The 26,580-nt window shown below is 64.4% G+C and carries 24 protein-coding genes; 11 read left to right on the top strand and 13 right to left on the bottom strand.

The window, feature by feature from the left end; genetic code table 11:
• The 4 genes from RAD10_RS40675 to rfaD all read right to left on the bottom strand — a co-directional run.
• Positions 1-1,127: nucleoside-diphosphate sugar epimerase/dehydratase (locus RAD10_RS40675; protein ID WP_461621852.1), on the bottom strand; the 1,127-nt coding region annotated here is incomplete at its 3' end.
• An 84-nt stretch (positions 1,128-1,211) separates the two neighbouring features.
• The gene (locus RAD10_RS40670; RefSeq protein ID WP_461621851.1) at positions 1,212-2,498 is read right to left on the bottom strand and encodes an O-antigen ligase family protein; all 1,287 of its coding nucleotides are present in this window, start codon (positions 2,496-2,498) and stop codon (positions 1,212-1,214) included.
• Positions 2,495-3,979, bottom strand: coding sequence for a D-glycero-beta-D-manno-heptose-7-phosphate kinase (rfaE1, locus tag RAD10_RS40665; RefSeq protein ID WP_461621850.1), 1,485 nt, complete (start codon positions 3,977-3,979; stop codon positions 2,495-2,497). The genes RAD10_RS40670 and rfaE1 overlap by 4 nt, the downstream gene beginning before the upstream one ends.
• Positions 3,980-3,991: 12 nt before the next feature.
• Positions 3,992-4,972, bottom strand: a complete 981-nt coding sequence (rfaD, locus tag RAD10_RS40660; protein ID WP_461621849.1) for an ADP-glyceromanno-heptose 6-epimerase — start codon at positions 4,970-4,972, stop codon at positions 3,992-3,994.
• Positions 4,973-5,131: 159 nt separating this feature from the next.
• On the opposite strand from rfaD, the gene waaF reads away from it, so the two are divergent.
• Entirely contained in the window at positions 5,132-6,202 is a 1,071-nt protein-coding gene (waaF, locus tag RAD10_RS40655) for a lipopolysaccharide heptosyltransferase II (RefSeq protein ID WP_461621848.1), read from the top strand.
• A gap of 177 nt (positions 6,203-6,379) precedes the next feature.
• On the opposite strand, the gene RAD10_RS40650 is transcribed toward waaF, so the two are convergent.
• Positions 6,380-7,417: a glycosyltransferase family 4 protein gene (locus tag RAD10_RS40650; protein ID WP_461621847.1), complete on the bottom strand. Its 1,038-nt coding sequence runs from the start codon at positions 7,415-7,417 to the stop codon at positions 6,380-6,382.
• A 126-nt stretch (positions 7,418-7,543) separates the two neighbouring features.
• Between RAD10_RS40650 and galE the strand changes: the two genes are divergently transcribed.
• The 3 genes from galE (at position 7,544) to RAD10_RS40635 (ending at position 11,214) form a co-directional block, all read left to right on the top strand.
• Positions 7,544-8,557 (top strand): UDP-glucose 4-epimerase GalE, encoded by a 1,014-nt coding sequence (gene galE / locus RAD10_RS40645; protein WP_028143333.1) that lies wholly within the window; start codon positions 7,544-7,546, stop codon positions 8,555-8,557.
• A 118-nt stretch (positions 8,558-8,675) separates the two neighbouring features.
• Positions 8,676-10,478 carry an ABC transporter ATP-binding protein gene (locus RAD10_RS40640; RefSeq protein ID WP_461621846.1) on the top strand — a complete coding sequence of 601 codons (1,803 nt, stop codon included), beginning with the start codon at positions 8,676-8,678 and terminating at the stop codon, positions 10,476-10,478.
• A gap of 34 nt (positions 10,479-10,512) precedes the next feature.
• The gene (locus RAD10_RS40635; protein WP_461621845.1) at positions 10,513-11,214 is read left to right on the top strand and encodes a fumarylacetoacetate hydrolase family protein; all 702 of its coding nucleotides are present in this window, start codon (positions 10,513-10,515) and stop codon (positions 11,212-11,214) included.
• A gap of 161 nt (positions 11,215-11,375) precedes the next feature.
• On the opposite strand, the gene RAD10_RS40630 is transcribed toward RAD10_RS40635, so the two are convergent.
• Positions 11,376-11,834, bottom strand: coding sequence for a YybH family protein (locus tag RAD10_RS40630; RefSeq protein WP_461621844.1), 459 nt, complete (start codon positions 11,832-11,834; stop codon positions 11,376-11,378).
• 137 nt (positions 11,835-11,971) lie between these two features.
• On the opposite strand from RAD10_RS40630, the gene RAD10_RS40625 reads away from it, so the two are divergent.
• Entirely contained in the window at positions 11,972-12,454 is a 483-nt protein-coding gene (locus tag RAD10_RS40625; protein ID WP_461621843.1) for a Spy/CpxP family protein refolding chaperone, read from the top strand.
• A gap of 265 nt (positions 12,455-12,719) precedes the next feature.
• Here the strand turns inward: RAD10_RS40625 and RAD10_RS40620 are convergent, their stop codons facing one another.
• Positions 12,720-12,875, bottom strand: coding sequence for a hypothetical protein (locus RAD10_RS40620; RefSeq protein WP_018317399.1), 156 nt, complete (start codon positions 12,873-12,875; stop codon positions 12,720-12,722).
• A 142-nt stretch (positions 12,876-13,017) separates the two neighbouring features.
• Positions 13,018-13,941, bottom strand: coding sequence for a LysR family transcriptional regulator (locus RAD10_RS40615; RefSeq protein WP_461621842.1), 924 nt, complete (start codon positions 13,939-13,941; stop codon positions 13,018-13,020).
• Between the two features lie 212 nt (positions 13,942-14,153).
• On the opposite strand from RAD10_RS40615, the gene RAD10_RS40610 reads away from it, so the two are divergent.
• The 3 genes from RAD10_RS40610 to RAD10_RS40600 are packed head-to-tail and all read left to right on the top strand — an operon-like array spanning position 14,154 to position 16,409.
• Positions 14,154-14,864 carry an SDR family NAD(P)-dependent oxidoreductase gene (locus RAD10_RS40610; protein WP_461621841.1) on the top strand — a complete coding sequence of 237 codons (711 nt, stop codon included), beginning with the start codon at positions 14,154-14,156 and terminating at the stop codon, positions 14,862-14,864.
• 19 nt (positions 14,865-14,883) lie between these two features.
• Positions 14,884-15,120 carry a tautomerase family protein gene (locus RAD10_RS40605; RefSeq protein ID WP_461621840.1) on the top strand — a complete coding sequence of 79 codons (237 nt, stop codon included), beginning with the start codon at positions 14,884-14,886 and terminating at the stop codon, positions 15,118-15,120.
• Between the two features lie 32 nt (positions 15,121-15,152).
• Positions 15,153-16,409: an MFS transporter gene (locus RAD10_RS40600; RefSeq protein ID WP_461621839.1), complete on the top strand. Its 1,257-nt coding sequence runs from the start codon at positions 15,153-15,155 to the stop codon at positions 16,407-16,409.
• 18 nt (positions 16,410-16,427) lie between these two features.
• Here RAD10_RS40600 and RAD10_RS40595 read toward each other — a convergent pair whose 3' ends face one another.
• Positions 16,428-17,894, bottom strand: coding sequence for a flavin-containing monooxygenase (locus RAD10_RS40595; RefSeq protein ID WP_461621838.1), 1,467 nt, complete (start codon positions 17,892-17,894; stop codon positions 16,428-16,430).
• A gap of 50 nt (positions 17,895-17,944) precedes the next feature.
• Positions 17,945-18,076 (bottom strand): hypothetical protein, encoded by a 132-nt coding sequence (locus RAD10_RS40590; protein WP_461621837.1) that lies wholly within the window; start codon positions 18,074-18,076, stop codon positions 17,945-17,947.
• 231 nt (positions 18,077-18,307) lie between these two features.
• Here RAD10_RS40590 and RAD10_RS40585 point away from each other — a divergent pair, with 231 nt between their 5' ends.
• Both RAD10_RS40585 and RAD10_RS40580 read left to right on the top strand, forming a co-directional pair.
• Positions 18,308-19,303: a fatty acid desaturase gene (locus RAD10_RS40585; protein WP_461621836.1), complete on the top strand. Its 996-nt coding sequence runs from the start codon at positions 18,308-18,310 to the stop codon at positions 19,301-19,303.
• Positions 19,296-20,315, top strand: coding sequence for a methyltransferase domain-containing protein (locus RAD10_RS40580; RefSeq protein ID WP_461621835.1), 1,020 nt, complete (start codon positions 19,296-19,298; stop codon positions 20,313-20,315). Before RAD10_RS40585 ends, RAD10_RS40580 begins: the two co-directional genes overlap by 8 nt.
• 75 nt (positions 20,316-20,390) lie before the next feature.
• Here RAD10_RS40580 and ahcY read toward each other — a convergent pair whose 3' ends face one another.
• The 3 genes from ahcY to RAD10_RS40565 form a co-directional block, all read right to left on the bottom strand.
• Complete coding sequence (ahcY, locus tag RAD10_RS40575) at positions 20,391-21,812, bottom strand: adenosylhomocysteinase (protein WP_461621834.1); 1,422 nt, start codon at positions 21,810-21,812, stop codon at positions 20,391-20,393.
• Between the two features lie 124 nt (positions 21,813-21,936).
• Entirely contained in the window at positions 21,937-23,133 is a 1,197-nt protein-coding gene (gene metK, locus RAD10_RS40570; RefSeq protein ID WP_018317407.1) for a methionine adenosyltransferase, read from the bottom strand.
• Between the two features lie 62 nt (positions 23,134-23,195).
• Positions 23,196-24,551 carry a hypothetical protein gene (locus tag RAD10_RS40565; RefSeq protein ID WP_018317408.1) on the bottom strand — a complete coding sequence of 452 codons (1,356 nt, stop codon included), beginning with the start codon at positions 24,549-24,551 and terminating at the stop codon, positions 23,196-23,198.
• A gap of 171 nt (positions 24,552-24,722) precedes the next feature.
• Between RAD10_RS40565 and RAD10_RS40560 the strand changes: the two genes are divergently transcribed.
• The gene (locus tag RAD10_RS40560; RefSeq protein WP_461621833.1) at positions 24,723-26,441 is read left to right on the top strand and encodes a caspase family protein; all 1,719 of its coding nucleotides are present in this window, start codon (positions 24,723-24,725) and stop codon (positions 26,439-26,441) included.
• The last annotated feature ends 139 nt before the right edge of the window (positions 26,442-26,580 follow it).

Here is a 26,580-nt window from a genome sequence, read left to right as displayed (position 1 = left end):
GCGGCGTGGAACACGATGTCCGGCTTGAACCCCGCCATCAGGCGCATGATGCGCTCGCGGTCGCGGATGTCGGCGATGCGCCCTTCGATCTCGGCGGCCGCGCCGCGCGCGGCGAGCGCTTCCGTGATGGCATAAAGCGCGGGTTCGGAGTTTTCCACGATCAGGAGCCGCGCGGCGCCGAAGGCCACGACCCGCTCGCAGATCTCTGACCCGATCGAGCCGCCGCCGCCGGTGACGATCACCGCCTTGCCGTTGATCAGCGCTTCAAGGCGCGCATAGTCGATCGTCTCGCTCGGCCGCAGCAGGAGGTCCTCGACCGCGACGGCCGTAAGCCGCGGTGTATCGCCGCTCTCGAGCGAGGGCATCCGGTTGACGATCACACCCAGCTTGCGCGCCCGCATCAGGATCGATTCCGGACGCGCTTCCGGCTCGAATGCCGAGGGCGTCATGACGAGGCGCGCGATCGGCTTGTTGCGCTTGGCGAAATCGGCGACGACGTCCTCGACGTCGTCGATGCCGCCCAGCACCGGCACGTTGCGGATAAACTGGCCCCGATCCGAGCTCGACGGCGACAGCACGCCGACCGGCCAGATGCGCTTGATCGCCCCACTCTCGATGCCGCGCAGGAGCACCTCGGCATCCGCGGCGCGGCCGATCAGCAGCGTCGGCGCGGCCTCCTCGCCCCTGGCGTGACGCCGCACCCGCGTATAGCGGAAGTAGCGGTAGGTCATGCGCAGCGCGCTGAGGAACGAGATCTCGAGGAACCAGTAGAGGACGATCGTCACCTTGCCGAGAAAGAAGGCGCCGCGGACGTTGGGGGCGACGAAGATGTAGTCGAGCACGAGCAGGGCGACCGTCAGCACGGTCGCGACGCGGATGATGTTCAGCGCGTCAGGCAGCGAGATGAAGCGCCATTTCGTCGTAGTCAGGTTGAAGATGAAGAACACGACCACGCTGAAGGCGAGGAAGTAGGGCAGGATCTGGAACAGCAGCGGCAGGCGATCGAAGAAGCCGTCGCCACCCTCGAATCGCAGATAGAAGGCGGCAAAAAGCGCCGCCGCGGTCGCCAGCAGGTCGTGGAGCGCGATCAGGAAATTGCGCAAGGTGAGATGCGAAAGACGCGTCATCCGCCGACCGATGAAAACCCAGTTAGATGCAACCTGACCGCGCTGATAGCCCATCTGGACCAGACTTGCCAGCCGCGCGGCCTTTCAGGAACCGGCTTCCCCCGTCTTCGCCTCGGCCTGTTGCCCCCGGATCACCATGCCCCCGGCAACGCCGACGCCGATGACGTACATCCAGCCCTCGTGGAAGTCGAACAGATGGGAGTTGAACAGCGAAGTGAAGACGTTCTGCACCACCACCAGGAGCCCGATCCAGTTGGCAAGGCCGTCGCCGCGAAACAAGCGCAGATGCAATATCCAGATCGCGTAGAGAACGGCGATGCCGATCACGCCCCATTGCACGGCAACGTTCAGCGTCTGGTTATGCGGGTTGCCGATCACCTCGGCGGACGCCTGGTACTGACCGGCGGGCGTCGCGACGCGTTCGAACAATCCGCGCGTCGAGCCGGTGCCGTGCCCCTTGATCGGCGCCTCGGCGAAGAAGCCGAGCGACTTCCGCCAGAATTCGAGGCGCAGGCCGAGCGAGGTCGGCTCGCCCTTTTCCACATAGCGCGTGTAGTCGTCGGAAAACCTCTCGGCGGTATGGCGCAAATATGGCGAGGCCTGCCAGGCGAGAATAGCGGCGACGAGCAATGTGGCGGAGATGAGCCCGATGCTGCGCCATTTGAGATGAAGCAGCGCGAACACGCCGAACATGATCGGAACGGTGACGAGCGCGGTGCGCGACACCACGACGAAAGTCATGTTGACGAAGAAGCTCAGTGCCAGCGCCGTCAGCAGCCCGGCGAACCAGTATCGCTTCTCACGCAGCAGCATCACGATCGGATAGGCGAGCGCGACCGCGCAAAGCGCGAATTCCTGGCTCTGGTCGATGTAATTCTTGACGAAGATGCCGCGCTCGGCCGGATCGGTCTTGAGCGCGAGGTTCGGGTAGAAGGCAACCAGCCAAGACATCACCGATAGCAGGGCGCAGGAGACCAGGAAGGCGATGAAGATCCAGCGCCCGCGCGGCGAGCGCTCGAAATGATAGAGCAGAACCGGCAGCACCAGCAGCTTGATGGTCGGATTGACCGCATAGAAGCGGGCGCCCCAGCTCGCGTCCGACCACAGCGTCCCCACCAGCGCGAGCAGGACCAGCGCGATCGGGGCCGCGCAGATCGGACGCTTCAAGGATTGCAGGAAGGCGCGGACGTCGAGAAACGGCACCATGCAGAGCAGCATCAGCGCGTTGAATATCCCCGCCAGCGAGGTCGACCACGGCAGCGAGGCCGCGGTCAGGACCGCAAATATATCGACGGTCTCGCGCCAGGCCGCCGGGCTGCGCAGGCGGCGAAGCAACATCCCGCCGGTCGTCTCGCGTGCCAGTGCCGTCACTTGCCCCCTCCCCGGGCGCGATGGACCAGCGCCGTCGTGCTGAAGCCCTGCAGGATGTCGACCAGCACGACGGTGCCGCCCGCGGCCTCGACGACCTCATGACCGACCACCTGCTCGCGGGTGTAATCGCCGCCCTTCACCAGCACACCGGGCTTGATCCGGGTGATCAGGTCGATCGGCGTGTCCTCCTCGAAGATGACGACGAGATCGACGGCCTCGAGCGCGGCGAGCACCTCGGCACGCGCGCGCTCGTCCTGGACCGGCCGCTCGGCGCCCTTGAGCCGCCGCACCGAGGCGTCGCTGTTGAGCCCCACGATCAGGCGGTCGCAGGCGGCGCGCGCCGCGGTCAGCACCTTGACGTGGCCGGGATGCAGGATGTCGAAGCAGCCATTGGTGAAGCCGACGCGCTGGCCTTGCGTTTTCCATTCGGCGAGCTGCGCATCGAGTGCGGCCGGCTCGAGCACGATCTTCTCCTCGGCCGCCAGAGTGGCATGCGGCAGGATCTTTCGGCGCAGCTCGGCCGCGCTCACACTGGCGGTGCCTTGCTTGCCGACGGCGACGGCGGCAGCGGCATTGGCCATGCGCAGCGCCGTGTCCCAGTCCGCGCCTGTAGCAAGCGACACCGCGAGCGCGGCGGCGACGGTGTCACCGGCGCCGGAGACGTCGCGCACCTTCACCGGAAAAGCCGGAACGTGAACCGCCGCGCCATTGCGCGGCACCAGCGTCATGCCGTGCTCGCCCTGGGTGACCAGGATCGCCTCGCAATCGGCGAGCCGCATCACGTCCTCGCTGGCCTCGACGATGCTCTGCACCGTCTCGGCGCGGCTTCGGGTCGCTTCAGAGAACTCCTTGCGATTGGGCGTCAGCAGCGTGGCGCCGCGATAGATCGCCCAGTTCAGGCTCTTGGGATCGACGATCACGGGCTTGCCGAGCTTTCGCGTGGCATCGATGGTGTGGCGGATGACGCGCGCCGTCAGCACGCCCTTGGCGTAGTCCGAGAGCAGCACGATGTCGGCGCGCGCGATCTGCGGCAGGATCGCCTCGATCAGCTTCGTCTCGATGTCATCGGAAGCAGGCGCCGCCTGCTCCCAGTCCGCGCGCAGCATGTGCGTGGAAAAATGCTCGGAGACGAAGCGGACTTTTCGCGTGGTCGGGCGCGAGGGATCGCACACCAGCACGCTTTCGATGCCGGCGTGCTCGTCCAGCGCCGCCTTGAGTCGTGCACCGGCATCGTCCTCGCCGACGAGGCCGACGAAGATGCAACGCGCGCCGAGAGAAGCGACATTGCGCGCGACATTGCCGGCGCCGCCGATATGGATCTCGCTGCGCTGCGCCGCGATGACGGGCGCCGGCGCTTCCGGCGAGATCCGCGACACCTCGCCATAGACGAACTCGTCCAGCATGATGTCGCCGATGCACAGCACCGTGCGGCCTGAGATGGACTTCGCGAGGGCGTCGAAATCGAGAATGGGCGTCGGCATGTTCAAATGGCCTCAGCGGAAGCGGTCGGGCCGGTCAAGGTAATCCCCGACATAGGCCTTCACCGCATCCTCGAGCGTCGTGAAGCCGCCGTTATAGCCGGCGCGGTGCAGGCGATCGACCTCGCTCTGGGTGAAATACTGGTAAGCCCCGCGGATCTGCTCGGGCATGTCGATATATTCGATGTTGGGCCTGGTGCCGAGCGCCGCATAGGCCGCCAACATCAGGTCCCTGAAGCTGCGCGCCTTGCCGGTTCCGACGTTGAAGAGTCCGGACACTGACGGCGTCGCCAGCAGCCACATCACGACGCGCACGACGTCGTCGACATAGATGAAATCGCGGCGCTGATCGCCGTCGGCGATGCCCTCGCGATGCGACTTGAACAGCTGCACCACGCGGCCGGCCTTGACGTCGTCGAAGCGGCGCGCCAGCACGCTCATCATCGAGCCCTTGTGATACTCGTTAGGGCCGAACACGTTGAAGAATTTCAGGCCCGCCCATTGCTGCGGAAGCGGATCGCCGCTCGCTACGCGCCCGGCGACCGCGAGATCGAACATGTGCTTGCTCCAGCCGTAGAGATTCATCGGCCGCAGTTTTTTCAGTGCCGGCAGCGAGGCGTCGTCGTCAAATCCCGTCTCACCGTCGCCATAGGTCGCCGCCGAGGAGGCGTAGATGAACGGCACCGCGCCCGCCGTGCACCAGTCGAGCAGGCGCATCGACAGGCGGAAATTGGTTTCGAACACGAGGTCGCCGTCGGTCGCGGTGGTCGCGGAAATCGCCCCGAGGTGGATCACGGCGTCGAGCTTGCGGCCCTTCAGCCAGTCCATCAGCTCGGCCGGCGGGACAATATCCACAAGCTGGCGCTTGGCGAGGTTCCGCCACTTGCCCTCGTTGCCCAGGAAATCGCAGACCACGACGTCGCTGCGGCCCGCGTCATTGAGCGCGGCCACGACATTCGACCCGATAAAACCGGCCCCGCCGGTCACCAGCAACATTCCGAAATCCCTGCCCGATCTTTGCGGCCCGGTCCTGCCGTAGCGCATGAGCCGCCAAAGTGTAAGCGGTTTTGGGATTGAGGGGTCTGCCGGCTTTACCTGCCGGCCCGGAGCGGCTACCGAACCGCCACAATCAGATCGCCTCGGCCCCATTAACGAATGAACCAAGATTCGACACTTAGCGAAGATGCAGACCGGAGCGACACCCGCCCGATTCTGATCATTCCCTACATGTGGATCGGTGATTTCGTGCGGAATCACACCGTGGTCCGGGTCCTGAAGGAGCGCTGGCCCAACCGGCCGGTCGATCTCCTGACCACCTCCCTGTGCGCCCCGCTGGTCGATTACATGCCCGGCGTGCGCGAGGGGATCGTTTGGGACCTGCCGCGCGGCCGCCTCGCCGTCGCCCGCCAGTTCGCCCTGGGGAAGCTGCTGCGCGAGCGGAACTACGGCACGGCCCTGGTGCTGCCCCGGACCTGGAAGGCGGCCATCGCGCCCGCCCTGGCCGGTATCCCTGAACGGGTCGGCTTTGTCGGCGAATTCCGGTTCGGCCTGCTCAACCGCTGGCGCTGGGGCGAGAAGAAGCTGCCGCGCTTCATCGACAAGAACGCCGCCCTGGCCCAGCCCGACGGCGCCCCGCTGCCGGCGGAATGGCCGGTGCCGCAATTGCGGGTCCCGGCCGACGATATCGTCCGCTGGCGGCAGGCCAACGGGATCGGCGCCGGCGCCGCGGTGGCGCTGGCCCCTGGCTCGGTCGGCGCCTCAAAGCGCTGGACCTACTATCCGGAGGCCGCCCGGCTGCTTGTCGAGCGCGGACTGGAGGTCTGGGTGGTCGGCGGCCCCGCGGAAAAGGGGCTGGCCCAGGAGATCGTCGCCGCGGGCGGCCCGGGCGTGCGTGACCTCACCGGCAACGATCTGCGCAACGGCGTGCTGGCCATGGCCGCGGCCGGCGTCGCCATCTCCAACGATTCCGGCCTGATGCACATCGCAGCCGCGCTGGGCACGCCGACCATGGGCATCTTCGGCCCGACCAGTCCCTATCTCTGGGCCCCGCTCAACGGCCTTGCGGCGACCGTGGTGCAGGACAAGGAAGAGCTGTCCTGCCAGCCCTGCCAGAGCACGGTCTGCAAGATGAACGACCACCGCTGCATGCGCGATATCGCAGCGCGCGAGGTGGTGGCGATCGCGCAGCGGGTGCTGGGTGAGGCTGGGGCGCGGACGGAGACGTGAGCGTCGGCAACGCCTGCGCCGCTGACGATCATGCCGATGTTTGCCCGATGCGTCAAACGCGCTTCGTGAAATCCGCAGCGCATTGCTCCAGCCGCCAAGCCGTTGATTTTGCTGGCCGCGGCTACTGTGCATGGGGTTGTTTTCGCGGTTTTTGTTTGCCGGCGCGACACTGGCCGCTCAAAGCAGTGGCCGATAGACCTCGCCGATCCGTGCCGCTTCCGCATCGAGGCTGAACTTTGCGAGCACCCGCGCTCGGCCTCTCTCGCCCATCGCCGTCGCGGCGTCCACATTGCGCATCAGCGGCTCCAGCGCCGCAGCCAACGCATCCGCATCGTCGGTCGGGACCAGCACGCCGCTCACGCCATCCTCGACCACCAGCTCGGCCGCGCCGGCGCGTGCCGCGACGAGCGCGCTGCCGGCCGCCATCGCCTCGATCAGCGTCAGCCCAAAACCCTCGTTGCGTGAGGTGAAGGCGTAGATGGTCAGCCGCTGATACCAGCGCTGCACCGCTTCGATCGGCAGTTCGCCGGTGATGACGATGCGCGATTGCAGGCCGGCCGCTTCGATCTGCTTTTTCAGCTCGTTCGCAAAGGGCGTCTGCTCGGCCGTGACCTGACCAACGATCACGGCGGTGAAATCGGGATAGCGCGGCAACAGGTGGCACATCGCGTCGACGAACACGTCGGTGCCCTTCTGCGCGCGCACGCGTCCGAAGCAGCCGATGGCGTAACGGCCGGGCAGCGCGGCCTCCGTGAACGCAGCAGCGCGGTCGGTCGGCGGCGCATAGATCTCGGTATCGACGCCATGCGGGATCACGGTCGCGTTCACCTTCAGGAACGAGGCCGAGAGATCTGACGTCGCGATGATCGCGTCCATGCGCCGGATCAGCCAGCGCGTGATCCAGCTGTGGTGCCGCTGCGCCGCCGAGGTGAACACGAGTTTCAACGGCCAGCCGAGCGCGCGTAGCGCGACGCCCGCGATCATCTCGTTGTTGCGCCGCGCGTGCCAGATCAGCGGCGCCTTGCGGCGCCATAGCTTGAGAAAATCGGCAACACTCAGCCGCGCTATCCCAGCCGGCGCGTGCGAGCCGAACCAGGCGGCGCGGTACAGTTTCGCCAGCCGCGGCGCCACCATCCGGTTGGTCGCGGTGACCCCGGAATAGCGCCTGTGCAGATTTGGCACGATCACTTCGAGATCGCCGGGGGAATTGGCCACGTCATGCTCCGTTTCGCAAAGTCCCTATACGCAACATTAAGCATAGTGACCAGTTCAGCCGCACCGATACCCCCTCTTCACCACGCAAGCGCTAGTTTTGCGCGTTGATCGAAGACGGGTGAGATCATGACTGTGCTAGTCACCGGCGGCGCCGGCTATATCGGAAGTCACACGGTCCTCGCGCTGGCGGAAGCCGGCGAGGACGTCGTCGTGATCGACGATCTCTCGACCGGTTTCTCCGCCTATCTGCCTGAGGGCGTGCCGCTGTTCATCGGCGATGCCGGCGACGAGAATCTGCTCGAAGGCGTGATCGCGCAGCATAACATCGAGAGCATCATCCATTTCGCTGGCTCCGTCGTCGTGCCGGATTCGATGCGCGATCCGCTCGGCTACTACCGCAATAATTTCACGACCGCCCGCAACCTGCTCAATGTCGCCGTCAAGCGCGGCATCGGCCGTTTCATCTTTTCCTCGACCGCCGCCGTCTACGGCAATCCGGACCAGGTGCCGGTGCCCGAGCACGCGCCGACGCGGCCGCTGTCGCCTTACGGCTCGTCGAAGCTGATGACCGAGATCATGCTGCACGACGTCGCCGCCGCCTACGGCATGCAATACGTCACCCTGCGCTATTTCAACGTCGCCGGCGCCGATCCGCAGGCGCGCATTGGCCTTGCCACCGTCGGCGCCACGCATCTGCTCAAGATCGCTGTCGAGGCCGCGACCGGCCAGCGCGCCAAGATCGACGTGTTCGGCACCGACTATCCGACCCCCGACGGCAGCTGCATCCGCGACTTCATCCACGTCACGGACCTCTCGCAGGCGCATCGCTCGGCGCTGGCCTATTTGCGTAACGGCGGCGCCTCGACGACGCTCAATTGCGGCTACGGCCGCGGCTATTCGGTGCTGGAGACCATCGACGCGGTGCGCCGGGTGTCGGGCCGCAGCTTCGCCGTGCAATACGCCCCGCGCCGGCCCGGCGACATCATGACCATGGTCGCCGACACCAGCCGCATCCGCGGCCTGCTCGACTGGAAGCCGCAATACGACGACCTCGAGACCATCGCGGCCCACGCTTTGGCGTGGGAGGACAAGCTGTTCCACGAGCGCCATGGCGAGCTCCGCCACGCCGCCTCGGCCTAGATTCCATCTGAGCGCAAGCCCTTAATTGGGCTTGAAAAACCCCGCTTGAGCGGGCACAGAGGCCCTTCGATCCCTGACGTGCGGGCAGGCTTTGTCCTGCGCCGTCAATGGACACCGGATGGCCCAGTTTCCAAAGAAAATCACCGACGATCCCTATGCGGCAGCGGTCCTGATTCGCCGCCTGGTCACGGAACAGGGGGTCGTCTATTGGCGACGCTACCTCGTCGCCTTCGCGCTGATGGCGGTCGCCGCGGGCGCAACGGCAGGCGCGACCTATGTGCTCGGCCAGGTCATCAACCAGGCCTATGTCGACAAGAACATCCCGGGCATCGCGATGTTTTCCGGGATCACGGTGATCCTGCTGTTCATCAAGGGCGTCGCGACCTACGGCCATATGGTGATCCTGACCAAGATCAGTAACGCCATCCTCGCCACCAACCAGCGCCAGCTGTTCGCAAAACTGATGCGCGAGAGCGTCGGCTTCTTCTCCGAGCGGCATTCGTCTGAATTCCTGGCGCGGCTGACGGCCGGCGCCAAGTCGATCACCGACGTGCTCAACATGCTGGTCAACGCCGTCGGGCGCGACCTCATGATGCTGCTCGCCATGATCGGCGTGATGGTGTGGCAGGATCCGGTGATGTCGTTCATCGGCCTCGTCGTGGTGCCGCCCGCGATGCTGGTGCTGCGTAAGCTGGTCAAGCGTATCAAGGGCCTCGCCTACAACCAGTTCACCGGCACCGCCGACATCATGGAGACCATGCAGGAATCGCTGCAAGGCATCCGCACGGTGAAGGCGTTCACGCTCGAAGACACGATGCAGAGCCGCATCGACGAGAACATCGCCATCGTCGAGCGCAACGCCAACAAGATGGCGCGCGTCGCCAACCGCTCCAACCCGCTGATGGAGATGCTCGGCGGCTTCGCGGTCGCCGGCTGCCTGCTCTATGGCGGCTACAGCGTGGTCGCGCTCAACGCCACGCCGGGCGCGTTCTTCTCCTTCATGACTGCGTTCCTGATGGCGACCGAGCCGGCCAAGCGGCTGGCGCGGCTCAACATCGATTTGAACAGCCAGCTCGTCGGCGCGCGCATGCTGCTCGAAGTGGTCGACAGCCCGGCGAGCGAGCACTCCGACGACGACAAGCCGGCGCTAAAGCTCTCCGACGCCCGGATCGAGCTGCGCGATGTCAGCTTCTCCTATCGCGCCAATGAGACCGTGCTCAACCGGATGAGCTTTACCGCCGAGCCCGGCAAGGTCACCGCGCTGGTCGGGCCCTCCGGCGGCGGCAAGTCGACCGTGCTGGCGCTGCTGCTGCGCTTCTATGAGGTGACGCAAGGCGACATCGTGATCGACGGCCAGTCGATCGGCGCAATCTCTCGCAAATCGCTGCGGGCGCAGACTGCCTATGTCGGGCAGGACGTCTATCTGTTCCGCGACACCATCCGCAACAACATCGCTTTCGGCCGGCCCGGCGCGAGCGAGGACGAGATCACCGAGGCGGCGAAAGCGGCTTGCGCGCATGATTTCATCATGGGCTTCCCGCTCGGCTACGACACACCGGTCGGCGAGCATGGCACGCAGCTTTCAGGCGGCCAGCGTCAGCGCATCGCCGTGGCGCGCGCGCTGATCAAGAACGCACCGATCATCCTGCTGGACGAAGCCACCGCCGCGCTCGATTCCGAATCCGAGCGGCAGGTGCAGGAGGCGATCGAGCATCTCTGCCGGAACCGCACCACCATCGTGATCGCGCATCGCCTGCACACCATCATGCATGCCGACGCGATCCTGGTGATCGAAGGCGGCGAGATCGTCGAGCAGGGCCGGCATGACGAGCTGCTCCGCCGCGGCGGCCGCTATGCCTCGTTCTTCCGCCTGCAACACTACGATGCCGGCGCTCTGGCGCCGATCAGCGCAACCGCATAGAGTTCCACTTCACCTCAAGAGCAGCGAGACCCGCATGAACGCCGCCTCCTACGTCATCCCGCTTCCGCCCCAGGCTTCGCTTCCCGTCGTCGGCGAAAGCGGCCGTTATCCGGTGCGCCGCATCTGGTGCGTCGGCCGCAACTATCTCGAGCACATCCGCGAGATGGGCAATGATGAGCGCGCCCCGCCGTTCTTCTTCGCCAAGCACGCCGACATGCTGGTGCCCGACGGCGCCACCATTCCTTATCCGCCGCTGACCAAGGATTTGCATCACGAGGTCGAGCTGATCGTCGCGATGAAGAGCGGCGGCCTGAACATTCCCGCCGACAAGGCGCTGGATCACGTCTATGGCTACGCCGTCGGCATCGATCTCACCCGCCGCGACCTCCAGATCGCCTCACGCAAGAAGGAGCGCCCCTGGGAGATCGGCAAGTCGTTCGACAGCTCCGCGCCGTGCTCCGCTGTGCAGCCGGCCTCCAAGATCGGCCATCCCGCCAAGGGCAAGATCTGGCTCACCGTCAACGGCAAGGAAGCCCAGAAGGGTGACCTCACCGAGCTGATCTGGAACGTGCCCGAGATCATCTGGCAGCTCTCCCAGCAGGTGAAGCTCGCCGCCGGCGACATCATCATGACGGGCACCCCCGCCGGCGTCTCCCAGCTCCAACCCGGCGACAAGCTCGAATGCGGCGTCGACGGCGTCGGCACGCTGAAGGTGAGCATCGGCCAGCCGGAATAAGTTCGAAGCGTAGGGCGGATTAGCGAAAGCGTAATCCGCCACCTTCGCGCGGCCAACACCACTGTCGATTGCTGTTATTGCCGAACGGCGGATTACGCTTCGCTAATCCGCCCTACGTATCAAAATCAAGGCCCCGGTCGCATCCGGGGCCTTTCACTTTTCTACCAGGCCTTCACCGGCCGATTGGCGTGGCTCACCTGCGGCACACCGCGATTGAGCGACATGTGCGAGTGCACGCACAGCCAGCCATCGGCATTCTTCGCAAAGATCATGGTCGCACGGCCCGGGCGCGGAAAGGCGCCGCCGTCGGAATGATAGCCCGTGCTCGTCCACGGCACGATCACCGTCGCCATCGTGCCGTCGCGGGATGCCAGGACCGAGGTCTGCTCGAGCACGAAACGGAAGTCCGTCGTCTTCGGCCAGACGTTGTCCCATTGCGTCGTGACCCACTGATCGAGGCCGGGGATGACGTCGTTATGCGTGCCGAAGGCAAGCACGTCCGGATGGAAGAGCGGCCGCGCCGAGGCGTAGTCGACCTCGCGGACGTAGCCCGCGAAGGTTTCCAGCCACCCCAGGAAGAATTGCTTCGTCTCGCTGTCGGCGGTCGGCAAGAGGGCCATCACCTGCTCCATCTTCGGCTACTCGATCACGGCAAGCTTTGTTGCCATGGGACAGACCTTCCAGCAAGATATGGACTTCGAGAGCACCCCGGTCGAGATCAATCGACTAGCCGGCCTGATTTCATGGAGCCAGACTCATGAGACGCGTTCTCCTGCTTGCGGCCACGCTTGTCGTCACCGGCAACGCAGCCAGCGCTCAGTCCAGCAAGCCCTATGCCGGCCTCGAACAGCGTCCCATCAAGGCGCTGTCGCACCAGCAGGTCGACGATCTCCAGAGCGGACGCGGTATTGGCCTGGCGCTTGCCGCTGAACTGAATGGATATCCCGGTCCCAGTCACGTTCTCGAGCTCGGTGATCGCCTCGAGCTGACCGCAGATCAACGCGCCGAGATTCAGCACCTCTTCGATTCGATGAAGCAAGAGACGGTCCCGCTGGGCAACAAGCTCGTCGAGCAAGAGAGGGAGTTGGCCAACCTGTTCTCTGCCCGCGCCGTGACGCCGGAGTCGCTCAAGGCAACCATCGTTGCCATTTCGGAAACCCAGGGCCGGCTCCGCGAGAGCCACCTCAAATATCACCTGTCGACTGCGGCCTTGCTCAATCAGAGCCAAATGCAAAGATAAGCAGAGCTGCGAGGCTATCAGCACCCTGATAGCTCCGCAGGGCACAAACACCATCACTAGAAACGCGCGGGATCACCGCCGGGGTCGTAGGGCGAATTAGCGTAGCGTAATCCGCCAACGCATCGTGCCACACGGGAAGCGTCAATTGCCGATACGCCGAATGGTGGATTACGCTTCGCCAATCCACCCTACGCATTCGCACTTAACGTAGTACCGAAGACACGATGAGGCCGAGGATCAGCGCCGCTACGCCGAAACCAGCCGGTTACGCCCGCGACAACGCCTGCAGACCCTTGAAGGTCAGGCGTTTGGGGTCGGTCACCCCGGCGAGATAGAGCTGGCGGATAAAGGCAACGACAGCGCTGCGGTCGCAATCGGTCAGCGCGACGACGGCGTCGACCGCGATCTTCTGGGCTTCCATTAGGCTCACCTCGGCCTTGCGAGTAACCCCGGCCGAGACAGGCTAGGAGTCCGCGGTTAATCCGGCGTTAACCGTTTGGACAGAGTGGCCGATTCACCCCGACGACCGAATACGCAAAACAACGCATTGGCGGCAGCGATGCTCAGCGTGCAGCGACGCTCTTCTTGAGCTGCGCAAAGTGCTTTTTCAGCCGCGGCACGGCAAAGTCGGTGAAGGCCCGCACCTTCGGCACCGAGAGCCGGCCCTGCGGGCAGATCAGGTGCGCCGGCATCTCCGGATCCTTCTCGGCGGCCAACACGATCTCGAGCTCGCCGCGCGCAACCTGCTCGGCCACCTGGTACGAATACATCCGCGCGACGCCGCGGCCGGCAACGGCGGAGGCTACGGCCGCGTAGGTGCTGTTGACGATGAGACGCGGCGTGAACTGGACCGTACGCGGCACCGACCCACCGGCCTGCGGCGCGAAGGTCCAGGAATTGGGCAGATGGGCCATCGCCACGATCTGATGCTTGGCGAGATCGCCGGGCTCGGTGATGCGGGGATGCTGCTTCAGATAGCGCGGGGCTGCCACGACCACGCGGCTGATCTCGCCGACCCGCATTGCCACCATCGCCGAATCCGCGAGGGGGCCAATGCGAAGCGCGATGTCGATACCCTCCTCGATCAGATTGACCGCGCGATCGAACAGCAACAGCCTGGCCGACACCGTCGGACAGGCATCGAGAAACGTATCCAGGATCGGCCGCAGCACCATCTCGCCCGACACCACGGGAGCGGTGATCGTGAGCAGGCCGCGCGGCGCCGAGCGCGGTCCGGCCGCGATGTCGTCGGCCTCCTCCAGCTCGGTGAGCACGCGGCGGCAGATCGCGACATAGCGCTCGCCCTCCTCGCTGAGCTTGATCGAGCGCGTCGTCCGATGCAGCAGCTCGGCGCCGACCCGCTCCTCGAGAAAAGCGATGGCGCGGCTCACCGCCGCCGGCGAGCGGCCGAGCTTGCGGCCGGCGGCAGCCAGGCTGCCCTCGTCCACCGCAAGGACGAACACTTTCATCGCATCCAGACGATCCATGCCTTCCCGTCGCCCCCCGATTCCGGCAGCAGGCTAGGCGTTCCCCTCCGCGGCGACAACCGTCGCCAGGCGCCGACCCGGCATTCGTACGCGCGGCGAAAGAGTGTCTGCCGGACGGCGCGTATTCGCAGCCGGGCTGCCGCGGCGTACCTCAGCACCCAAGCCAGCCGAGTGCTGGCACAGGTTCTCAAGGCCAACAACAGGAGCCCGTTATGGGTATCGAGCAGAAAGTCGCCATCATCACCGGTGCTTCGCAGGGCATCGGCGCCGCCCTGGTCCAGGGTTTTCGCGATCGCAACTACCGCGTCGTCGCAACCGCACGCTCCATCAAGCCGTCGGGTGACGACGACGTCCTCGCCGTGGCGGGCGACATCACTGAGCGGAGCACCGCCGAGCGTGTGGTTTCGCAGGCCGTCGCCCGCTTCGGGCGCGTCGACACGCTGGTCAACAATGCCGGCATCTTCGTCGCAAAGCCGTTCACGCAGTACACGACCGAGGATTACGCGGCAGTGATGGGCACCAACGTCGCGGGCTTCTTCCACATCACGCAACTCGCCATCGCCGAGATGGAGAAGCAGGGTTCGGGCCACGTCGTCCAGATCACGACCACGCTGACCGATCAGGCCAATTCCAACGTCCCCTCGGTGCTGGCCTCGCTGAGCAAAGGCGGCCTCAACGCCGCGACCAAGTCGCTTGCGATCGAATATGCCAGGCGCGGCATTCGCGTGAACGCGGTCTCGCCAGGGATCATCAAGTCGCCGATGCACCCGGCCGCGACCCATGCCCAGCTCGGCGCGCTGCACCCGGTCGGTCACATGGGCGAGATGTCCGACATCGTCGGTGCCGTCCTTTATCTCGAGGGCGCCTCCTTCGTCACCGGCGAGATCCTGCATGTCGACGGCGGCCAGAGCGCCGGCCACTGAGCGTGAGAGGAGAGCCACAATGCCCATCGTCACCATTCAAGTGACCCGCGAAGGAACGACGCCGGGAGCGGCGTCGCTCACCGCCGAGGAGAAAGCCGCGCTGATCAAGGGATCGAGCCAGCTGCTGCTCGATGTGCTCGGCAAGCCGCTCGATTCGACCTTCGTCGTGATCGAGGAAGTCGACACCGACAATTGGGGCTGGGGCGGCCTGCCCGTGCCGGAGTTCCGGCGCCGCCGCGCCGCCCAGACAAAATGATCCGCGCGCGATCGCGCGCGCAGGAGGATGACATGACCAACGCAGATCTGAAACCACACGCCAGGGCTCGGCCGCATCCGAAGGCGGCATCGGCTTCACGAGAGACTTCGTCAAAGCAACATGCCTCGCAGCGGACCTGGCAATATGCGGTGGCGGGATTGTCCGCTTCGCTGGTCGGACTTGGCCTCGCCCGCTTTTCCTACACGCCGCTGATCCCGGCCCTGATCGCGGCAAAATGGTTCGGCGCATCGGATGTCGTCTATCTCGGTGCTGCGAACCTCGCCGGTTATCTCGCCGGCGCGATCGCCGCAAGGAGGGTCGCCAGCCGCATCGGCGCGGTTCGCACGTTGCGGGCGATGATGCTGCTTGCGACCCTCTCCTTCTTCGCCAGCTCATCGCCGGTCTCGTTCACCTGGTTCTTCGCCTGGCGCTTCCTCTCCGGCCTCAGCGGCGGAATCATCATGGTGCTGGCGGCCTCCGTCATTCTGCCGCACACCTCAGCCGCAAGGCGCGGCATCGTCGGCGGCGTGATCTTCGCCGGCGTCGGCCTCGGCGTCGCCGCATCGGGCACGCTGGTGCCACTGCTGCTGCAACAGGGATTGCAGCAGAGCTGGTATGGGCTCGGCGTGCTCTCCGCCCTGCTCACGCTCGCGAGCTGGTGGAACTGGCCCGCCGAAGCGAAGAGCGACACTCCGCTTTCTCAAACCAAGCCCCGTCAAACCTCGGCCAGCGCCCGCAGGCTGCTGATCCAGTACGGCCTCAACGCGGTGGCATTGGTGCCGCACATGGTCTTCATCGTCGATTTTGTGGCGCGCGGCCTCGGCCAGGGCATTGCCGCGGGATCGCGCTATTGGGTGCTGTACGGTCTCGGCGCCATCGTCGGTCCGATCGTCACCGGCCATCTCGGTGACCGCGCCGGGTTCGGTCCGGCGTTGCGCGCGGCCTTTCTGATCGAGGCGACCGCCGTGCTGCTGCCGACCGTCAGTACCGCACCTCTTTCGCTGATCGTATCGAGCCTCGTGGTCGGCGGCTTCACGCCCGGCATCGTACCACTGGTGCTCGGACGTATCCATGAACTCGTTCCGCACTCTGCCGAGCAGCAGCGCGCGACCTGGAGCCATGCTACCACCAGCTTTGCACTGTTCCAGGCCGCGGCCGCTTACGGCTTCTCCTGGATCTACGCGCAGACCGGCGGCGATTATCTGGTGCTGTTCGCACTCGGCGGCGGCGCGGTGGGGCTAGCGCTCGCGATCGACCTTGTCATGGCGCTTGCCACACGCAAGGCATAACCACAGGCGGCGGCGCGATCAGGAATATCTCATCACGCCGTCGTCGATCCGGCCGAAGCGCAGGGAGACGATGTCGAGCGCGTAGTTCTGGTACAGCCGCCACGGCTGCTTCGAGCCCTGCTTCGGCATCTTGGCCACCGAGCGCTGCACATAGCCCGAGGTGAAGTCCAGCGACGGCTGCGCGGTGATCTCGGGGTCGTCATTATGCGGCACGCACTGGCGGAAATTGTGCCGGTCCATGTAGTTGATGAGCCGGCAGACATATTCGCACGTGAGGTCGCATTTCAGCGTCCAGGACGCATTGGTGTAGCCGAAGGCCGAGGCCATGTTCGGCACGTCGGCATACATCATGCCCTTGTAGGTCAGCGTATTCGCGAAATCCACGGCACGGCCGTCGACACTGACGTCGAGACCGCCGACGACCTGGAGCACCAGCCCGGTCGCCGTCACGATGATGTCGGCGGCAAGCTCGCGGCCGTCCTTCAAACGGATGCCGTCATGCGTGAACGTATCGATCTCGCTGGTAACGACGTTGGCGCGCTGCTCGCGGATTGCCTTGAACAGATCGCCATCAGGCACGAGGCAGAGCCGCTGGTCCCAGGGATTGTAGCGCGGCGTGAAATGGGTGGCGACGTCGTAGTCCGGACCAAGCGCCATCTGCACACCCTTGAGGACGAGCTCCTTGACCTTCGCGGGCCGACGCCGGCTGAGCTGGAAGAAGAACATCCCCCACATCACGTTGCGCCAGCGGATGACATGATAGGCAAGCCGCGTCGGCAGATTACGGCGGATCTTGTTGGCGACGGGATCCTGCGCCGGGCGCGACACCACATAGGTCGGCGAGCGCTGCAGCATGGTGACCTGCGCCGCCTTCTTGGCGAGCTCCGGAACCAGCGTCACCGCGGTCGCGCCCGAGCCGATCACCACGACGCGCTTGCCCGCGTAGTCGATGTCCTCGGTCCATTTCTGCGGATGGACGATGCGGCCGGCGAAATCAGCGGCGCCCCTGAACTCCGGCGTATAGCCCGCCTCGTATTTGTAATAGCCCGAGCACAGGAACAAGAAATTGCAGGTGAAGCGCACCAGCTCGGTCGCGCCCTCGCCCGTGATGCGCTCGGCCTCAATGGTCCAGCGCGCGTCCGGCGTCGACCACGAAGCCCGCTTGACGCGATGGCGGAAGCGGATGTGCTTCTCGATGCCGTTCTCGGCCGCGGTCTCGCGCACATAGTTCAGGATCTGCGGCCCATCCGCGATCGCTTTCGGATCGGTCCACGGCTTGAACGAATAGCCGAGCGTGAACATGTCGCTATCGGAGCGGATGCCGGGATAGCGGAACAGGTCCCAAGTGCCGCCGATGCAGTCGCGCCCCTCCAGGATGACGTAGCTCTTGGTCGGGCACTTGGTCTGCAAGTGATAGCCCGCGCCGATGCCTGACAGGCCGGCACCGACGATGATGACGTCGACATGTTCTGCGGCTTCGGCCATGGCGCTCTCCCTGGGCACAGCATGGGCAGCGCCGCGCCGAATTGCAACCGTCAGGAGATGGTCACACTATAGACCCAGGTGGTGTCGAAATACTCGTGGAATTCACCGTCTTCCCGTCCTGGAAGCGCCAGAAATCGAACTTCGGCGTCTTCGCGACCTTTTTGGTCTTCTTGTTGGTCCACGCGCATTCCCAGCGCGCGCCAACGACGTCGCCCCGCGCACGGCTCCAAGGCATTGGCTCGCTCGGAACCGGCTCCGACCGCGGAGCGGCTCGATCGAACGTGTATCCACGGCAAACGACAGACTAATCCGGCGATCGAGTCGACCTTTTGCTAGTAGAACTACTTTATATTCGCTTCCATTGCGGGTAGTACTTCGACCGCTTGAACGACCTGCGCTGGGAGCACCGTGAAATGTCGGTCCAGGCCTATTCGCCGTTTCGCGCTAATCTGATCACGCCGTCAGACCTCAGGCGGCTCAATGAGATAAGACCGTGGGTTCCCGTCTTGGCGACGGTGGTCCACTGGACATTGATCGTAGCGGCCTGGACGATGGTCGCGCTGTGGCCGAACTTTGCCACTGCCGTCCTCGCCTTCTTCGTCGTCGGTGTGAATTTCTATGGCCTCTACATCATTATGCATGATGGGCTCCATCGCAGACTCTTTCGATCAGTTACCCTCAATGATCTCTGGAATGATCTGACGATGACCGCCTCGATCGGCGCGATCACGCGGATCAATCGTCGCAACCACATGACGCACCATCATTCAACGTGCCTCGCGGACGACCCCGATCGTTTCAAATATGTGCACGAGGGCAAGGATGTGGTCATCCCCTTCATGGCATTCCTAAGCGGCGTCAGTCCGCTTGTGACGGCCGTCAGGAATGTGTTTTTCAAGCGATCGCCCCAGTCCGCCGCTAGTCCTGTCGAACCCTCCGAGCGCTATCGGCTCCGAGACATCCTTCTTCTGGCCGCCTGGCAACTCGCTCTGATTGGTGGCCTGAGCTATTCGATCGGAGCGTGGGCTTATCCGTGCCTCTGGCTTGCACCAACCTACGCCCTTGCCTATCGCGCCGATCTCGTGCGCGTATTCTGCGAGCATTCGATGATGATCGCCGATGAGAACGCAGACAGCTCGATGCGACTGGTCACGTATGAGAGCAATTGGTTCGAGAAGCTGTTCTTCGCCCCTCACAATATGAACTATCATATGGCTCACCATCTTTGGCCGAGCATCCCGTACTACAACCTGCCCGAGGCTGATCGTCTGATACGTGCCTCGGAGATCGCAAGGAAGGGCGACTCGCGGCTTGTGTGGCGAAAATCGTATGTCGGCTATTTGATCTCGTATGCCAATTGGCGGCGGAGCAACGCCGCAATTGTCCTGTCCGAGCAATCCCATGCTTGAGCGAGGCATTGGTCTTCCGCCAAACTACAATGCGAACGCACCACTGATCGAGACGGTGCGCGTCAGTCATTGTCCCGTTTGCGGGTCCGATCATCGGCGCGAATATGCGCACGGGTTCGATTATGAAATCGAGACGTGCCGCAATCTTTGGACCTTCTTCCAGTGCACCGAGTGTGAAGCGGTCTGGATCGATCCGCGACCGGCAAACGGTGAGCTGTCCACCATCTATCCGCCGACCTACTATGCCTACGATATGTCGGAAAAGCTGCCGGCCGTCATTCTCAAAGGCAAGGCGATGCTCGATCGCATCAAGCTTGCCGGGATCACCAAGCGGATGGGGAAGAAACCGACCAGCTATCTGGACGTCGGTTGCGGCGATGGCCGCTATCTCTACCAGTTCGCGGAACAGGGGATGTCGCGGGACCGCATCTATGGCATGGACTTGCCCTCGCCGGCGCTGCCCAAGCTTCAGAGTGACGGGTTCAGGGTTTGGGCGGGACGCGTCGAGGATTGCACCGAGATCGAACCGGGCACGATTGATCTCATCACGATGTTTCATGTGATCGAACATGTAGAAGATCCGATCGCCGTGATGCGCAAATTGACTGAGTGGCTTGCTCCCGGTGGAATCCTTGCGCTGGAGACTCCGAATACCGACTCGATCGACCGGCGGCTCTTCTCCAATGGCTGGTGGGGCGGACTTCATATTCCCCGGCATTGGACTCTCTTTAACAGCAAGAGCATCGGGCGGGCGGTCGAGAAGGCCGGACTGGAGCCAGCGGGCATTTTCTACCAGACCGGACATTCTTTCTGGCTTCATTCGTTCCGCCATGGCTTGCGCTACAACACGGTTCTGCCGATGCCAAAGCTTGCGGAATGGTTCAACCCGATGAAATCACGCCTCCCCTTGATGGCGGTAACAGGTTTTGATCTGTTTCGTCGCACGCTTGGTGCAAAGACTTCAGCCATGCTGGTCCTTGCGCGCAAGCCTGGAGGTCCGCCGGTCGCGTGACCGACAACAGCGTGAGGCCGAAAAAAAGCCCCGGATTGCTCCGGGGCTTCGTGCGTTCTTGACGGGCGCTGCGTCTCAGTAGCGGTAGTGGTCCGACTTGTACGGGCCTTCCTGCTTGACGCCGATGTAGTCGGCCTGGTCCTTGCGCAGCTCGGTGAGCTTGACGCCGATCTTGGCGAGATGCAGGCGCGCGACCTTCTCGTCGAGCGACTTCGGCAGCACGTAGACTTCCTTCTTGTACTTGCCGTCCTTGTTGTTGGCGAACAGCTCGATCTGCGCCAGCGTCTGGTTGGTGAAGGACGCCGACATCACGAAGGACGGATGGCCCATCGCGTTGCCGAGGTTCACGAGGCGGCCTTCCGACAGCATGATGATGCGGTGCTTGTCGGGGAATTCGATCTCGTCGACCTGCGGCTTGATGTTGGTCCACTTCAGGTTACGCAGACCCGCGATCTGGATCTCGTTGTCGAAGTGACCGATGTTGCAGACGATGGCGCGATCCTTCATCGCGCGCATGTGCTCGATGGTGATGATGTCCTTGTTGCCGGTCGCGGTGACAAAGATGTCGGCGCGGGGAGCTGCGTCTTCCATGGTCACGACTTCGTAGCCTTCCATCGCGGCCTGCAGCGCGCAGATCGGATCGACTTCCGACACCATCACGCGGCAGCCGGCCTGGCGCAGCGAGGCGGCCGAACCCTTGCCGACGTCGCCGAAGCCGGCGACCATCGCGACCTTGCCCGACATCATCACGTCGGTGCCGCGGCGGATGCCGTCGACCAGCGATTCACGGCAGCCATAGAGATTGTCGAACTTCGACTTGGTGACGCTGTCGTTGACGTTGATGGCGGGCCACAGCAGCGTGCCGGCCTTCTGCATGTCATAGAGACGATGCACGCCCGTGGTGGTCTCTTCGGACACGCCCTTGATGCTCTTGGCGATCTCGGCGAAGTAGCCCTTCGGCTTTTCCTTGAGCTGCTTCTTCAGCAGCGCGAAGAAGACTTCCTCTTCTTCCGAACCCGGCTTGTCCAGGAACGCAGCGTCGCCGTTCTCGGCGCGCAGGCCGAGATGGACATACATGGTGGCATCACCACCGTCGTCGAGGATCATATTCGGGTGACCGCCGCCGTGCCAGTCGAACAGCTTTGCGGTGTAGTCCCAATATTCGGTCAGGCTCTCACCCTTGACCGCGAACACCGGGATGCCGGCGGCTGCGATCGCGGCGGCGGCGTGATCCTGCGTCGAATAGATGTTGCAGGAGACCCAGCGAATGTCGGCGCCGAGGGCGGCCAGCGTCTCGATCAGCACGCCGGTCTGGATCGTCATGTGCAAGGAGCCGGCGATGCGCGCGCCCTTCAGCGGCTGCTTCGGGCCGTACTCTTCGCGGGTGGCCATCAGGCCGGGCATCTCGGTCTCGGCCAGCGAGAGCTCCTTGCGGCCGAAATCGGCGAGCGAAATGTCCTTGACGATGTAATCGGTGAAGCCGGGCTTCGCGTTCATTGGAGGTTCCTGTTTGTTTGGCTCGTCATTCCGGACCCGCTCGCGAGACGAGCGAACCCGGAATCAAGCAGTTCGAGATTCCGGGTTCGCCGCTATTGCGGCGCCCCGGAATGACGCAAGTGAATCAGAGCGCGCGCTTGAGCTGCTCGACGAGGTCGGTCTTCTCCCAGGAGAAGCCGCCCTCGTTGTCGGGCGTGCGGCCGAAATGGCCGTAGGCCGAGGTGCGCGCGTAGATCGGGCGGTTGAGGTCGAGATGGCTGCGGATGCCGCGGGGCGTCAGATCCATCGCCTGCGCCGCCGCCTTCTCGAGCTGCTCCTCCGGCACCTTACCGGTGCCGTGGGTGTCGATGTAGATCGACAGCGGCCGCGCCACGCCGATGGCGTAGGCGAGCTGGAGCGTGCAGCGGTCGGCAAGGCCGGCGGCAACGATGTTCTTGGCGACGTAGCGCGCAGCGTAAGCCGCCGAGCGGTCGACCTTGGTCGGATCCTTGCCGGAGAACGCGCCGCCGCCATGCGGGGCCGCGCCACCATAGGTGTCGACGATGATCTTGCGGCCGGTCAGGCCGGAGTCGCCGTCGGGACCGCCGATGTAGAACTTGCCGGTCGGGTTGATGTGCCAGATCGTCTTCGGCGTGATCCAGTCCTTCGGCAGCGCCTCGCGCACATAGGGCTCGACGATGTCGCGGATCTGCTTGGACGAGATGTCCTCGACCAGGTGCTGATGCGAGACCACGATCTCGCGCACGCCGACGGGCTTGCCGTTCTCGTACTGCACGGTGACCTGGCTCTTGGAGTCCGGACCGAGCACCTTCTCCTTGCCGGAGTGACGGGCTTCGGAGATCAGGCGCAGGATCTTGTGGGCGTAGAAGATCGGCGCCGGCATCAGATCGGGCGTCTCATTGGTGGCGTAACCGAACATGATGCCCTGGTCGCCCGCGCCCTCTTCCTTGACCTCGCCCGGCTGCAGCGCATCGACGCCCTGGGCGATGTCGGCCGACTGCGGATGCAAGAGGATCTCGATGTCGCAGGTCTTCCAGTGGAAGCCTTCCTGCTCGTAGCCGATGTCCTTGATCGCACCGCGGACGACGCCCTCGATCTGCTCGTTGGTCACCGACTTCGGACCGCGGGTCTCACCGGCGATCACCACCTTGTTGGTGGTCGCCAGCGTTTCGCAGGCGGCGCGGATCTGCCAGGGGTCGATGCCGGCCTTCGGCCCTTCGCGGTAGAACAGATCGACGATCTCGTCGGAGATCCGGTCGCACACCTTGTCCGGATGGCCCTCGGACACGGACTCGCTGGTGAAGAGATAGGACGCGCGCATCAGTAACCCCTTGTTCCGCCGCTAAACCGGCGGGCGTTTGCGATGTTTACCTGTGGATGATGTCAATCACGCCGGCGCGAGATGACGTAGGATTCGTCGAGAAACCAGAGCCCATTGTACTTCCGCAGCACGTCCCTGGCGGCATCCAGAGTGCGGCCGTTTTGAGTCATTTCTGTCAACCGGTCGTCCTCGATCTGAGCGACATACACCGCCGCATTCCACGCTGCAAAGGCTGTCGAGGTTCCGATGGTCCCGGTTACCTCGTTGGGCAGCGCTTCCATATCATACCTGAAGATCGAGCGGTTATCCGCATATGCATTAAAGTTTAAGTCGCGGCCCAACGAACCAAGTTCATACTTAACGGCGCGCAATAGCTCATGACGGCTCACAGCGAAAGGATTTTCTCCGGGCCAGATCGCCTGGATCATTTCCATGCCCGGATCCTGGCCATGGGAGTGGATTCCGATCAGCCGCCCTCCCGGCCGAAGCGCCCGCGCCAGGGGCGCGATGATCCGCTTGGCCCGGAAATTGACCGAGGACAGGGCGCGGTAGGGCTGGGACGCGATGACGAGGTCGAAATTGGCCTCGGTCTGGCCCGGTCGCGGAATGGTCGAATCCAGCAAGAACCTGTGGTCCTCGCGATACAGCACCAGGACGACCGGCCGCTCGTACAGCGGCATGGCGGTGCGTGGGCTGATCGCGGCGCGCCAGTTCTGCTCCAGGAACGGCCTCAGCTCCGCGATCTGCTGCTCGAACTCGCCTGACGAGGCGCCCCGCAGCGGCACCTCGTGCCAGACGGTCGCAGCCGCGGCCGCCGGCGATGCCGGCGTCAGCCAGGGCGCCTCCGAATAGAACATGTTGGTGAAGACAAACACCGACGCCGGATGCTCGAAAATGCGGTCCGGCACCTTCTCCAGCGTCAGACGCAGGTCTTCCAGACTGAGCTCCTTGCCGGCGACATAGAACGGCATGTGCGGGTAGCGCTGGTGCGTCGCGCGCAGCACCCGCGCCAGCACCGTGCCGTCGCCGACGCCGGCGTCGAACACACGCAGGGCCGGAGGGCGCGGATGGATGGAGGAAAGCTCCAGCGCGACCCTGTCGGCGATCACCCGCTTTTCGCTGCAGGTGTGGACGAACAGCAGGTATTTCTGGCGGTTCTCGAAGAAGCGGAAATTGCCGCGTGGATCGCGCTTTTCGGGCGGCACCTGAAGCCCCCGCGGCGGCGGCACGCCGCCGGCCATCGATGCGGCCATATAGGCCTGGATCCGGTCCAGCGTATCGATGGTGATGCGCTTGCCCTCGCGCAGGCGATGCACCAGCTTCCCATCGTTCACCGCGCGCCGGCCAAACGTCGATTCCGCCATGTCCGCCTTGCGGCAGAACTCCGTGATCTGGCTCAGGATTTCGTCGTTTTTCATGGGTGGGACGCAGTGGGCAGAAAAGTTGGGCTTCGCCTCGTAGCAAAATCTGCCCACTAAGGGAATAGCGGATGGAGGCGTCTCCCCACCGTTCGCGGCGCCGCAAGCCGTGAACCCCTGCGCCCTGCCGGGCAACAAACAGGGCGCTTCTCCTCCGATGGGGCCATCGCCATGCGCCGCCTGCTCGTCGCGCTCAGCCTGCTCACTGCAACCCTGTGGTTCGCGCCCGCTGTCGCACAGGCGCGCAATCAGCTCGGGCCGCTCTGCACCACCGACACGACGCCGGCGGACAAGATGATCGACGCCTGCACCAAGATCATCGCGTTGAAGGTGTTTCGGGGCGAGCAGCTTGCGACGATCCATTTCTGGCGCGCGGTGGGCTGGAACAAGAAGGGCGACTATTCGAAGGTCATCACTGATGCCACCGAAGCGATCCGGCTCCAGCCGAGCCAGGCGGTCTACAACCTGCGGGGATCGGCCTATTACGACAAGGGCGACTACGACATCGCGATCGCGGACTTCGACGACGCGCTGAAGCTCGGACCGCCCAGCGGCATCATCTTCCACAATCGCGGCAATGCCTGGCGCGGCAAGAATGACTACGCCAAGGCAATTGCCGATTACGACATGTCGATCAAGTCCGATCCGAAATCCGCGTTCTCATTCCAGAACCGCGGCATCTCGAAACAGGCGCTCGGCGATTACGACGGCGCGCTCGCCGATATCAACCAGGCGATCCGGCTCGACCCCTCGCTGCCGCAGCCGCTGATCAACCGCACCGCGATCTGGCGCGCCAAGGGCGATCTCGATCGCGCCATCGCCGACGGCAGCGAGGCGATCCGGCTCGCCAAGGACAAGCCGCCGGTCAATATCATGACGCCGCCGAACAGCGTCCTGATCTCGGGCTACATCCATCGCGCGCTGGCCTATGAAGCGAAGGGTGACTACGCCCGCGCGCGCGAGGACTACAAGGCGGCGCTCGCGGTCGTGGCGTCGGACGCCGGCAGCAAAGCCAATCAGGCCACCGCAAAGGTGCGGCTCTCGCTCGTCACCGAAGCGCCCGCACCGGTCCCGCGCGACGCGCCGATATCGATCGCGCAGCAGCCCAGCACGCCGTCACAGCAGCAGGCGACCGCAACGCCAGCGCCGTCTCCGCTCGCGGGCGGCCGCGGCAAGCGCATGGCGCTGATTATCGGCAACGGCGCCTATCAACACGTCAAGGCGCTACCCAACCCGTCCAGCGATGCCCGCGCAGTCGCAAAGAGCCTGCGCGACATCGGATTCACCGTATCGGAAGGCATCGATCTCGACCGCGCCGCGATGCAGAAGATGACGCGCGACTTTCTGCGCGAGGCCGCGCGGGCGCAGGTCGCAGTGGTCTATTATGCCGGCCATGGCGTGCAAGTCGACGGCCGCAATTACCTTATTCCCGTCGACGTCGAACTCAAGCCCGGCACGGGCATGACCGAGGCGATGATCGACATGGACACGATCATGGCCGGCCTCGACGACCAAGTTCGCACCAACATTTTGATCTTCGATGCCTGCCGCAACAATCCCATGGCGCAGCAGGTCGCATCCGCCGGCGTCAATCGCGGCATCGAGGGCGCCTCGGGCCTCGCAGCGCCAACGAGTCTCGGCACCGGAGCTACATTGGGGGCCGGCACGCTGATCGCATTCGCGACCGCGCCGGGCCAGGTCGCGCTCGACGGCGAAGGCGCCAACTCACCGTTCTCCGCCGCCCTCTCCCGCCATCTCGGCACGCCCGGGCTCGAAGTGCAGCAGATGCTGACGCGGGTGCGGGCCGAGGTGGTGTCGAGCACGAAGAACAAACAGGTGCCGTGGTCGAACTCGTCGCTGCTGGGTGAGGTTTACCTGGCGGAGAGGTGAGGCCGGGTTTGTGTATGAGCAGCGCTATCCGCAAAACCCGCAAATGTCATCGCCCGGCTTGATGTTCAGCCCGGGGACATGACCGACGGGTGTTCGGGGACATGGCCGACACTTTCTCCGCTCGCCAAGTCGATGATAG

It is taken from the genome of Bradyrhizobium sp. 23AC, from assembly GCF_054863025.1.
This window is presented reverse-complemented; position numbering and strand designations above follow the sequence as displayed.